Source organism: Dyadobacter sp. CY261 (assembly GCF_021440085.1).
GTDB lineage: Bacteria > Bacteroidota > Bacteroidia > Cytophagales > Spirosomataceae > Dyadobacter.
On record NZ_JAKCPW010000017.1, the window covers coordinates 97,501 to 110,678 of the forward strand.

Below are 13,178 nucleotides of genomic sequence, written 5' to 3' on the forward strand. Positions count from 1 at the left end.
ATATCTTAAACCCGTTGCTAATCCAGCATCACAAGATCTCACTTCAATACGAGCACCCCGTTAGCTTGCAGCAGGAGACCGCAGGCGAACGAGGAGCAACTCGAATTGGCAGAAGAAGAAAACTGAAAAGGAAACCGATCAGATTTCCTTTCAGTGCTGCACCTATCTTTTCAGTATCTTCAAACTTTGAGTTTGACTGGCGGTGCTAACCCGCAGGAGGTACATTCCGGCTCGTTTTTGAGCCATCGGGATTGTCTCCTGGTAGGTACCTGTTCCGGCAGTCACCACTTTATCCAGGATCGTACGGCCGGAAATGTCCAGCAACTGCAGCCTCACTTTTTCTCGCCCGGCACCCCCAATCTTGACGGAGAACTCATCATCGATGGGATTTGGATAAGTAATGGCACTGAATGCAACTTTCGGGGTTTCTTCTTCGACCGCTACACTTTCATCCTGGGCAGTGCGGCAGATGTCGCAAGGTGCTTCCTCAGCTTGCGAAGCCGGGGTATTAGGATTTGAAATATAGTCAACCGATGCCAGCAAAGCCCCGGAATTCCCACCCACAGCAAACCGGCCATCACCGTAAGTGATGGTATTCAGGTGTTTATAGGTGGATGATGACGGATTTGACCAAAATGTGTTAGGTATAAATCTTAAAATCTTACCGTTAGTCCCGGTGATCACAAAGTGATTGTGGGCGTAAATGATATCGGTAAAGTCACTCTTGCCTATATTAATTGTGGAGGTTAGCGGCGTCCACTTAATGCCGTTGGGAGAGGTGAGGATGGTATTGTTTTGTCCAACCAAAATCCATTTTTCGTGTCCAAATGCCACACCTTTGAGATGGCTCGAAGTGCCGCTGTAGTGGTACGACCAGGTATTTCCATCCGTCGAAGTGCCAACAACACCCGAGTTTCCCACGAGCACGAACATGCCGTTTGCATAGGCCACGCTATTAAATGAGTAAAGGACCGTGTTAGTTGATTTCTTCCAAACCTTTCCGTTGTAAGAAAACATAATCAGACCGTGGTCGCCGACTGCAACGAACTTTCCGTCCCCGAATGCGACGCCATGAAGGGTTTGTCCAAATTCGACCTGACTATAACTCCAGTTTTTCCCATCCTGCGAAGTCTGGATCAATGCATCGGACCCTACCGCCACAAATAAATTATTTCCAAAAGCTACATCATTCATTGATTTTCCGCCACCAACCAGCTTTACCGTTTGCCCGATCGAATAGTTCACCCCGTCTGTGGAGACAATAGCGAGATTTGTAATTCCCAGCCCCGTCGTTCCATTGTCCAGCGGCGCACTTCCCACCGCTACGAAATGCCCATTTCCAAAGGCCGAGCCGTTCAGCTGCATGTTCCTGAAATTAGTGGTTGTTGAAGACCATGAATAGCCGTTGTTATACGATGAACGGAACGTTCCCTTGCCTCCGACGGCCAGAAATGAATTTTGTAAAAAGCGGACGCGGTTGAAATACCAGGCGGACCCGGTTGGCATGGGCGCGTCACCCCAGTTCAAACCATCGGGAGACACGAGCGCCACGCTTTTATTCGAGCAAACGGCCACGAAACGGCCGTTCGACGGATTGCATTCGACACCACTCAGGGATAATGCTTTGTCCTGGTTTGGAACGGGCGTCCAGGTTGTACCGTTGTTTGAATGCAAGATGGTTCCCTTATCACCTACGATCACTGCACTTCCGTTAAAGCCACCTTTTACAGCCCGCAATTCGTTGACGGTGCCTGATCCCCTCACTGACCAGTTTACGCCATTGTCAGTAGAAGTTTTGATCACCCCGTTCGATCCCACAGCAACAAACCTGTAATTCAGATAGGCAACGTCGTGTAAAAAATCCTGGCCATTTGGGCGTTGTGTCCAGTTTTCGCCGTCTGTGGATGTGAGTAATGCCCCCGCTGAGCCTACCACTACGAATGTTCCGCCACCGTAGGTAATACTCTGTAATACCTGTCCCGTTCCCAGCGATTTTGTGCTCCACGAAATCCCGTCCGGCGAAGTGATGATCACGCCAGGACTGCCGACTGCAACAAACTGGTTGTTGGCAAAAACAATACCGTATAATGTACCATTGCTGCCCAGGCTAGACTGTTGCGTTTTCCAGGTTGCACCGTCTGTCGAAGTGCGGACGATATTATTTTCGCCCACTGCAACGTATTTGCCAGATCCAAAGGCCACGTCCTGAAGCTGTTGCTCTGGGCTCAACGTTAAGCCTATCCATTGCGTTTGAGCGTCTGCGGTGAAGATTTTTAATAGCAATAAAACAACTGTCAGTGTGTGAATGAAATAATGGAATGGTCTGGTGGTAATGATTTTTTTCATGACTAATATTTTTTTGAAATAAAATGATTGAACTACGCTTCCGGAAAACAAACTGGAATGTCTGTTCCGGAAGGCAATGCAAACCCAGGGCGGATAAATACCGGCAACACTTGCAGTCTTCTCCGCATTCAGATAAGCTACCGCGCTGCTCCGTGTTACCTTTACATCACCACCCTGTAATAAATTGATTTTTATGGAATGGCTAACTTTTCGGAATTGCTTATTTCTAGTAAATTCTGTAGAAATCCTCGTGATAGATGTCCAGGATCAACGGGAAGACATGTTTGACTACCACAAGTTGATACTTACCTAAGCTTGTCTTATATGCGATCACGGTCCCTACTGGCATGTAATCTGTCCAAGAGTAAGAGCCGGCTGGTGCGTGTGATACCTGACCTTTGACAAACGTAAGTGTTTTCAGGTAGTCAGGTGAAACCGTTTTCACATCTACAATTTTGAGGTTGACCTGGCCAACCTTCCAGCATTTGATAGCCTGGTAACAACCACCATCAGAACCCCAGCTGATATCGCCTGCATCTTCATTTACGATCGAAAACGGGCTGCTCAGGTTCAGGCCCTTGTTCAATGGAACAGTTACGGTTTTCATCATCTTCCATTCAAACCCATTTGGCAGGGGTGCCTTGTTTGTGATCGGGTTGCCAACTTGCATGGCATTGGTAGTAGCAGGTGTGGATTGGTAATCTACTGCGTTCTTAGTGCCTGATCCGGAGTAGGGGAGTGGCTCGTTTGAATTTTCGCAGGAGAACATAGAAAGGGAGAAAAGAATGAATGCGGCACTTACAAATAGATTTTTCATGGCATTGTTTTGGATTGGTCTGATATAGAATAATGAATGGATTTATACCGTCCGGACGACGATGAAACCGTGTTCAGGACGATGATACAAACCTAGGGCAGGTTAAATCCGCTCACAAATATCAGACGTATACAAAAGGTGATGACCTTAGAAAACAAGGTATACAAAAGGTAAGCATCAAAAATTTGGGCATGGTAATTTTTGTGTACCTTGTTGATTGTCAATATCTTGCTCACGATTCTAATCGCCTGCGCAAGTTTGGACGTTCGGGTGCTGATATAAATCCGAAAAACGCAGATTGATATACGCCGATCATCATAAAGAGGCGTTTACGTATTTCGAGGCCACCGATGAAATGGACGATGAAACTGTGGAAGCATTCGAAATTTACTGTAAGCAGATCAACTACTGGCCGTACTTCGACTATGAAGCCTTTGCAAGAGACTTGTTTCTGGAAGGATACAGCGAATATGAAGGTCATATTTTCGCAGATACTGAAGCTCGATTGAGTGCGATAATCGGCCGTCGCCGGTTATCGCACTCAATCAAAGGATCAAGTTGTCCATGACTTGGCAAAGCTTAGTGTCTTGTTCGCGATCCGCGAACAAGAACAGGTCTCCGGCCGCCTATCTAATTGAAGGAAATTGCGGCCCAATAACCAGAATCACAGCGGCCGGCCATTGATATCCAGCTGCGCCAATTTAGCTTTTCCCAGTTTTTTTATTTCCTCAAACTGAGTGGCTTTATCACCCACAACCAGGTATATCATATCCTCCTCGTTCAATTGTTCTTGAATGATCGTTTTAAAATCGGGTAGTTGCATACTCATCAGCTGTTGCTGCTTGTCTTCCAGGAATTTCAGCGACTTGCCGTATTTACTGATGTCACCCAGTATTGCTAGTTTGGAAGCCTGGCTTTCATACAAAAGCGTATTTCTTTTCAACACCTTATTTTTAGTGATACTTACTTCGGGATCTCCAAAAGTTTGCCCGTAATCACGAAGCATATCCCGGATAATTTCCAGTGAAGCCAGCGTAGCATTTGCCCTCACGCTCGTATAAACTGCAAAAGGTGCCGTTTCTTTTAATTTCACCAGTGACGAAGACGCACCATAAGTGTATCCCTTGCCAATCCGGAGCACCTGCGTAAGTCTTCCGCTGGATCCGCTGCCAAGTATTTCATTGGCAAATTCAAGCCGGTCACTGTTCGGGTCCGTGGCCGGGACCGCTAATTTCCCGACATACAATACAGACTGTTTTGAGCCGGGTACATCAATAAAAAATATGGATCCGGCATTTGCCTGGGCCGGAATTTTATAAGAAGGTAATGCTACCTGCTTTGCCTTCCAGTCTTTTTCAAGTGCTGCAATTGCCTTGGTTACTCTTTCCCGGGTTATATCACCAGCGACATGGAAGGACGCAACAGACGGGGAAAAGTATTTGTCGTAGTAGGTTTTTAGATCTTCCAGGGTAATGGCTGAAACCGTCTTCAAGGTCCCGGCAGCAGGATAGCCGAAGATATGCTGATCCCCGTAAAGCAGTTTGTTGAAGTTGATAGCGGCAATGGCCGTGGCATTGGCTTCCCTGCCCTTTAAATTTGTAAGAAGTGCCTGATACAAACGTTCATATTCCGTTTTATCCCAGCGTGGCTGCAGCAGTATTTCCTGCATCAATGCAAAAGTCGGTTCAAAGTTTCGTTGGAGACATGTAGCCCTGATCCGCATTTCCTCATTGTTGCTCGTCACGGTAATGTTGGCGCCCAACAGGTCTATCGCCTCTTCCAGTTGTGCAGCTGTTTTGGTCGCCGTTCCCTGCATAAGCATATCCGCAAGCAGCAATGCCACTCCGGACTTCTCCATAGGGTCAGCCCAATGACCCCCATTCAATACCACTTCAAAATTTACCAGCGGGATCTCGCTGGTTTCTAGCCCAAACACTTTCATACCGTTTGCCTGCGACCCGGTCCAAATGGGTGGCATCCTGAACATGGGCGTTTCTCCGAAAGCGGGCTCAGAGCGATCGTGTTTCGTCTTTGTTTTTTCAAATTTAGCGTCCTCGCCCGGGGCCACATTTTCATTTTCCACCCCAGCAATGACCGGTTCTACCCAAACAGTCGCAGGTACAGCACCGTCCAAAGCCAGTTCTTTTTTTCCTTTGGGGACAAAACTGGTGGCTATATACGGCCTGTTTTTGATGTATTGGTTAAACACTCTTTTCACATCTTCGCTGGTAACCGCCTGCAAAATGGCCGCCTCTTTGCTGATATATCCGGGATCGCCCTTAAATTCATTATCCTGGCCGAGGCGCTGGGCTTTATCCAGAATGTTTTCAATGCTCAGGTACAGGTCGGTTTCTAACTTGGCCTTAATACGTTTGAGGTCTTTGTCCGGAAATGGCCCTTTGTCAAACGCATTTAATGCCTCATCAACGGCTGCTTTTACATCGTTCAGTTTGGTGCCGGCATTACCCCTTATCCTGATATAAAATTCACCGGCAATTTCCTTGCTGTAATGGTAGGCATTTACAGAGGGCGCGAGCTTTTTATTTTCCACAATGACCTTATAGAGCGGAGAGGTTTTGCTGCCGCTGAGTAACTCAGCCAACACATTCAATACATATCCATCCTGATGGTATTCTTCCACGGTTGGAAAAACCAGGGTTAATTCCGGCAGCGTCGCAAAATTATCTTCATAATAGAGTGACTTACTTGCTGTTAGTTTTACAGGCTGGGGCTTTATGGGCGCTACGGCCGGCCCTTTTCGTATTTCTCCAAACCAGAGCTTTACCCTTTCCTTTGTTTTGGCCATATCAATATCTCCTGCGATCACCAGTGTAGCGTTGGCTGCCCCATAATACTTATCGTAAAACTCTTTAACGTCATCCAAAGTAGCCGCCTGAAGGTCGGGGAGCAAACCGATCACCGTCCAGTTATAGGGATGTTCTTTGGGATACATGTTAGAGACGATCACCTCATTCGTGTTTCCATAAGGCATATTGTCATAGTTCTGGCGCTTTTCATTTTTTACCACCTGTATTTCCTTTTCCAAAGCCTCTTTGGTAACCGTATTGATCATATAACCGAGCCGGTCAGAGTCGATCCAAAGTATTTTTTCAAATGCATCCTTTGGGATCACTTCATAGTAAATGGTCCCGTCATTCCACGTCCCCCCATTCCGATTACCGCCCCATTCGGGGATCAGCTTGCGGTTTGCGCCGCGCGGCGTGTTCTCCGAATGGTTGAAAGACATATGTTCAAAGAAGTGAGCAAAGCCCGTCTTACCCGGTTTCTCCCGGTTAGAACCTACGTGGACAATGGTGGAAACAGCCACAATAGGATCCGAGTGATCTTCGTGCAGCACGACTTCCAGTCCATTATCCAACACAAACTTTTCGTATTTAATACCAAAAGTTTTGGTTGCGGCATTTTGACCGGATTGTGAAAATGCATGGCCGACACCAGCTATCAGCAATGCGGGGAGCAGGAGTTTTTTTAACGTGGACATATCGGTTGAATGGTGATATGATGAAGGTAGTAAATTGTGAATAAATGTTGCATGGCCTAATATGTTCAAATATGCCTCATCGCCCTTGTCTGTTCCTCCCAAACGAATCAATAGGTTCCGGTTAAATAATTATTTTATGTTTCTGGTTAGTTCTACTGATGCCGGATTGTTTTCTTTTTTCATACCCTTTGTAATAATTTTTATTCTGGTAACAGACACACCATTACCGCCTGAGCCCCTCCGGGGTTTTGTGTAACTTCAGGAATGCAAGGAAAGAAAAACTACTCGGAAAAGCTGTTCGTCAGCTTTCAACTTTCAGATCGTATTCCGAAGGAACACTTCTATCGCAAGCTCGGTGAATCACTCGACTTGCAGTCTTTGATTCGGCACATGATCCACTAGTTCAGTACGTTTTGAGATGCAAACTTGTAGACACATATCCCGTAGCTCTATGAGATACGCATTCCGCATGAGATCGGAGGATGGCTGTTTGATCGTCCAAATTTTTATTGAGTGAACTTTCAGTTTTATTAAGGATTTTCTTTGGCGCAAGCACTAAGATAAGTATGAGTTATCGTAATAAATGACTTGCAAGAGAGGTAATGATGAAGCGTTTCATGGCACTGTGTCGTTATTGGTTTCAGATACAAATTATTGAGGTAAGTGAATTTTGGCTAATTGCCTGAAAGACATGTACCATTCGAAAAAATGATTTGGTTGATTCTGCACCCATGGATAAATGAAGAGCGTAAGACTAAAAGAAGTGGTACAAACAATTTCATAGAAAGAATTGCTACGTTGAATACATGCTTATATCTTTTTGCGTATAGAGGTCAGGTCGACATTAGTAGCCGTAGATAGCTCGAATGGTTGGCTGAGTAATTGCTCCGTAGCAATCTTTCGCTTATAAGATACAATGATCCTTAGGCCAGCTTTTGGGTACTCTGCCGGAACAGACGACAGGTGGGTCCCGCAGCGTGACTATTTTTTGTCCAACCGAGTAACGTTTGATTTAAGACACATGAGCGGGACACATAGTTGGTTTAATAGATGGGAATAATATCCCTATTTTAATAAGATGTGCTGTCCGGGCATTGTCTTCTTGCTGATCGTTAAAAATGAATCGTGTTTCGATGTGATGGACCTGCATACTATGGTTACATGGAGGTGGGAGAGCGGTTATGAGGTGAACTATCAGGCTTGAAGTGAGGCCTCCTGCACATTGCATTTGCATAGAGGATGTCGTCAAGGACAATATAGTAGCCGGCCTCAGGTCAGAATTACCTATATTTTGATAGTGTCTGCGGTGAACGTCCGGATCGTGTACGATTCAGTCAGCTGGTCACAAGGTACATGCAATGGGAAGCAAGATATAAAAGATAACGATTGGCCTTACAAGGAGTGATTATTTGGCCAGGCGTTGGCAACTCGCAATTTTCCGCTTAGTTTTGATTAGGTAGCTTTCATATTCAACCTTGCTATTAAATACGATTGGACGGGAGCAATAAAAACCAATACCGGAGAAACTTCAAAAATCATCAATTAAAGACCTGCTTTGGAAACTAAAACTTTATTTACCAGGATCCTTATTTTGAGTGGACTGTTTATTCATTTAGGATTTAAAGCCTCTGCTATCGCTGACGGACAGAGTATCCCCACGGATAATCCATTGAGCAACCGATTGGATTCACTGGTTGATGCGAGCGTGAAGACTTATTTCAGCAATGGCAACGCAGTCGCGCTGTCGATAGGGGTCGTTAAAAAAGGCAAAACCTATTTTTATAATTATGGCGCAATAGATAACCAAAAGCTGCCGGACAAGAAAACGATATACGAACTGGGGTCGATGACCAAAACGTTTACCGGCATCCTGTTAGCACAGGCCGTTCTGGATAAAAAGATCAAACTGAATGACGATGTGCGCAAGTATCTCAAAGAACCTTACCCAAATCTGGAATTTAAGGGCATCCCCGTCAGGATCGTAGACTTATCCAACCACACTTCACGGATTACCAGGATCTTCCCGAACCTATATGAAAGGGGAGCCTATGTTGATGCAAATCCATATTCGAACTATTCCAAGGAAATGCTTTACCAGGGACTACACAACATGACGATGGATACACTTCCCGGTAAAATACATTCGTACTCAAACATGGCAGTAGGGCTGCTGGGATGTATCCTGGAAGACGTTTACGAGCAGGGTTACTTTACGCTCATATCGAAATTTATATTGAAGCCTCTAAAAATGGGCGATACAAAAATTGATCTCTCCCAGGAGAAAGCGGCACGTATTGCCAGGGCTCATAATGAAAAGAAAGAAGTAGTCCCTTTCTGGGATTTGCCTGACCTTCCGGCGATCGGCGCACTCCGTTCGAATACTTCGGACTTGGTAAAATACATTTATGCGAATAATTCGGAAGCGAGGCCAGCTATATCATTGTCCCATCAACTTACATTTGGTACGAACCAGGAAGGCGTTGCCCTGAACTGGTTTATTCATACTTCGTCGAATGGGTACAAAGTGCTTGAACATGGCGGCGGTACCGGTGGTTCGAGAAGCTCTCTCCAATGCTTTCCACAGCTCAATTCAGGGTTCGTTCTACTGACCAATAGCCTGGCCAATCGAAACCAATTGGAAAAAGACCTGGCATCAATTTTAACGGAGCAAACCAAATAGTGCTTCTCGCATTGGCCGTCCGCTAATACAAAGTTTGGTGACAGACGTTATTTTCGAAATACGTGAATCCTGCCTTTCTATTATCCGTTACTAAATCACAGACGACACCGCGTTCGAGGGGAGAGCGGACTGAGGGGTATGGTAATACCGATTTATAAAAGATTCGTTGATTTCCGGTCTAGCTTCGGTTTTAATTACATTGCTTAAAAGAGTCCTTAGAAACACCAGGAGCCAACGGGCGGAAAGACGAAAGGAGGCAAATATCCAGGATGTATCACTTCCAATTATCCATCAGTATCACATTAAACTTATGACCGTCAGGATCAGCAAACACAAACCCATAATAATTGCTTTCGTCTCTCCCTGATTCCTGAAGAATATTACCGCCGGCGGTTTTAACTCTTTCTGCCCATTCATTTACTTCCTGTTCTGATTCTGCAGAAAGTGTGAAAATAATTTCGCTGGTGGTTTTTAGTCCAGGCGTTAAATATTCATCGATTTTTGAACCCTGTTCAAAGAAATGGATCACAAAATTATTGTCGCCAAAAAGGAAACTGGCCAGTTGAGGAGTGTTGCCTACGTTATTGGGTGTAAACCCTAATTGTGTGTAAAATTGGTTGGTGAGCCTGGCGTCTTTTACGCTAAAATTAGCCCATATCATTTTTGCTTTCATACCGTTAATTTACAATGTTTTAGATTACCGTCAGCTGTAAAAAGATCACCAGCTGTTCCCGCGAAGAGCCCTGCAACTTTGGATTGTTTATTCCCAGCTCCATTTTCACGGCGGGCCAACTCTGCTTCATTTACTTTCTCGGGTACAAAGGAACCACATTTTACCTCGCCATCCGGAACATAACCCGCATAAATCAAACCCTTTGATGAGACCTCCGAACCTGGCGGAGCGTTTCAATCGTCCAACTTTTCTTCAAAATTGCTTCCACCTCATACAATTCAAGTAGGAGGGCCTCTTTGTCGCCTCCGGAGTATTTAAACCCATCGATCGGGTTACTTGAATGTATTTCTTCTTTCCCCCCGATTTCAACGATCTTTTCGGCCCATTTCACTTCCTTGCGCGGTGACCTCGGCCAGTGGTTTGTCCACTCCGGGGTGATGTAGTCATTGTAATCTTCAGCGAAAGTGTCGGGAAGTGCTGACAAGGGCCAGTGCTACCGTAGCATAATGCTGCTTATCCTGCTCCTTATTACCGTCCGAATACCCTGGAGGTGGTTCAGAATCCACAGCCTTCGCAAATTAAAAAGATATCCGGAGAATGATTCCGAGTGGACAATCTTGCCGGGTCGCCAAAATATCCTCGTGCAAGATTTGCTAGGCAACGGCTCGAAGGTGTGTTTGCTGGACCTGGGTGATCGAGAGATTACGGACGTTCCATTTAAAAAGCCGAAAATGTGTGTGCTCCCATTCTCATCTCCGTTGCAACTCCGACCCGGATAACTTGATTTCCTGCATTATCTGAGCAATCTGCGATTGATTTCGTTCGGAAATGTCAAATCGCGTCGAATCGAGATGCGTCTTTGATTCATGAGTAACAGTACCTCTAAAATATATAGTATTGATAACCCAATGGTTGCTAAAAAAAATTTCAGATCGAGGTAACTAAGCACGATTCCAAACACGAGGATGTTGAAAGTAAAAAAACATACTCAGCGTTTGACCAGTTAAAAATGATCCAATCCTGTTGTGGTCGCCAATTCGCTGCTTTATGTCCCCGAAATGCTTTATGTGGAAAAAGCAACGGGGAATCTCATGAGCTTTGCTAAAAAACTGTGAAAGTATCACAAGATTTAGCCTGCTATCATCAAATAGCAAAATATCATGATTCTTGTATTTTCCAACGATATAAAGTAAAAGTATTTCAAACTTCCATCGAACTTAGCTAATGTATATCTGAGGGTTAGGTCCGAGATTGTGGCAAGCCCTGGGGAAACACAGCGACGATGTTCGCTCTCAAAAGTCGGCCGCGTATAGGTGGAATAGCGAATGCATAAAAGGGGGCATTTGGGCCACCTGACAGCCATGAAAGAAATTCTATTTCCAAAAAAAATAATTATTTGTTTTATCCAACTTTCCCACTAGCAACCGGAATTAAGCGACCGAACCTCTTCTCCTTGATAATTTAAATGATCTCCTCTTTATTGAGAAAAGTGACGCAATTTTATTTGCATTTTTTTTGCTAAAAGAAACGACCTGACGTCGATATTGCGGATAACTTGACAAGTTTAAGTATACTATTTTTTACTATTATGTGACTTTTTTCCTTTATAATATATATTTAGGACAGAGATAGGCCTCTCTCTGTTTAATGAAACTTATTAATTATTACTTTAATCCAATTTCAACTATGAAAGATCAAGCATGTACACTTGCGAAAACTAATGTTACGCCGGCAGAGAAATTAAACATAATTCAAAACCTTATTGGTAACAACCATAAAGGCGTATGTTCCAAAACCGTTGCTTACGCTGACACTACATACGTTCGCTAATTTTTTCGGATAGAGGGCCTGGAATCCAGGTTCTCTATTAATCGAGTTTTATTTATTTATAAAACTTGCTACTATCAGCTGATCTTTATACTTCAATTTTACGATTTTGAACCTTGCAGGACTAATTCTGAAAATTGCCAGTCGGTGCAATCTCAATTGCTCTTACTGTTATATGTATAATAAAGGAGATATGTCATATCTGTCGCAACCTAAATTCATGAGTAAAAAAACCATGATTCAGGTGATAGACAGAATAGAAGAATATTGTAAGAGCAATAATCTGGACGGGTTTCTTGTGATATTTCACGGCGGTGAGCCTCTCATGGCGCATAAGGATTTGTTCGAATTTTTTGTTCGTGAATGTTCAAAACTGCAATCTGTCTCGATCGACTTTGCTATCCAGACGAACGGCATACTTGTAGATGATGAATGGTGCGAGTTGTTCAAAAGACTTAAAATTAGCGTAGGATTTAGTTTGGACGGAACGCGCGAATCAAATGATGCATACAGAGTCTATCACTCCGGGAAAGGCTCATTTATGGATAGCCTTAAAGGAATCAACATTTATAAAAAGCACTTTCCCGATGACCTTTCGGTGATAACTGTCATGAATATTGACTACGATCCGATCGAAATTTATGACCACTATAAAGAGATCGGGGTTAATATGTGGAATATATTACTACCGGACTACACTTACGACACCTTACCCTACTGGCTGGAATCAAAAAAATCGACGATTTGGGCCGATAAGATGGTGCAGCTTTTTGATCACTGGCTCGATGACAAGGATGAAAGCAAACCCATGATTGATATATTTATTACAATCATAAACCTTATTCTGGCCAGAGAAAATGCAGGGAATGACCATTTTGGAACCAGGGAAAATAACACTATCGTCATTGAAACAGATGGCGGCATTGAAGCAACTGATCCGCTGAGGGCTTGTGGGGACGGATTTACAAAGGAAGGGATGACCATTTTCTCAAATACCCTGGAAGAGGCACTGCAAACCCCACTTAGTAAACTGTACATCAATAGCACATTGTGTGATCTGTGCCAAGCATGCCCGATCGTCGAGATTTGCGGAGGGGGATATGTGGTTCACCGATATAGTAAGCACTCTGGGTTCAATAATCCGTCGATTTATTGCGGCAACCTGATCAGATTGATTACTCACGTTTATAACAGGCTCCTGAATTTGGAACCGTCTCTAAAAGTACATCTTGGTCCTATGAAGTACTCCCTATTTTCAAGACCAGCGATTGGCTATTGTTAATTTAGATTAAGCGGCATTCAGATAAAGGGTTATGGGTTTCTTGCGGTCAAT

At 44.2% G+C, this 13,178-nt stretch carries 7 protein-coding genes; 2 read left to right on the forward strand and 5 right to left on the reverse strand.

Features of this window, described 5'->3' with window-relative positions; genetic code table 11:
* Positions 1-162: 162 nt before the first annotated feature.
* The 3 genes from LZD49_RS30895 to LZD49_RS30905 form a co-directional block, all read right to left on the reverse strand.
* On the reverse strand, positions 163-2,346 hold the full coding sequence (locus tag LZD49_RS30895) for a T9SS type A sorting domain-containing protein (RefSeq protein WP_234671950.1): 2,184 nt from the start codon (positions 2,344-2,346) through the stop codon (positions 163-165).
* 226 nt (positions 2,347-2,572) lie between these two features.
* Positions 2,573-3,163: a hypothetical protein gene (locus LZD49_RS30900; protein WP_234671951.1), complete on the reverse strand. Its 591-nt coding sequence runs from the start codon at positions 3,161-3,163 to the stop codon at positions 2,573-2,575.
* 664 nt (positions 3,164-3,827) lie between these two features.
* Entirely contained in the window at positions 3,828-6,665 is a 2,838-nt protein-coding gene (locus LZD49_RS30905; protein ID WP_234671952.1) for a pitrilysin family protein, read from the reverse strand.
* A gap of 1,555 nt (positions 6,666-8,220) precedes the next feature.
* Between LZD49_RS30905 and LZD49_RS30910 the strand changes: the two genes are divergently transcribed.
* Entirely contained in the window at positions 8,221-9,345 is a 1,125-nt protein-coding gene (locus LZD49_RS30910) for a serine hydrolase (RefSeq protein WP_234671953.1), read from the forward strand.
* Positions 9,346-9,619: 274 nt separating this feature from the next.
* Here the strand turns inward: LZD49_RS30910 and LZD49_RS30915 are convergent, their stop codons facing one another.
* Entirely contained in the window at positions 9,620-10,018 is a 399-nt protein-coding gene (locus LZD49_RS30915; RefSeq protein ID WP_234671954.1) for a VOC family protein, read from the reverse strand.
* Positions 10,019-10,211: 193 nt separating this feature from the next.
* Positions 10,212-10,502 carry a hypothetical protein gene (locus tag LZD49_RS30920; protein ID WP_234671956.1) on the reverse strand — a complete coding sequence of 97 codons (291 nt, stop codon included), beginning with the start codon at positions 10,500-10,502 and terminating at the stop codon, positions 10,212-10,214.
* Between the two features lie 1,452 nt (positions 10,503-11,954).
* On the opposite strand from LZD49_RS30920, the gene LZD49_RS30925 reads away from it, so the two are divergent.
* A complete protein-coding gene (locus LZD49_RS30925; protein WP_255721342.1) occupies positions 11,955-13,127 on the forward strand; it encodes a radical SAM protein in 1,173 nt (390 codons plus the stop codon).
* Positions 13,128-13,178: the final 51 nt, after the last annotated feature.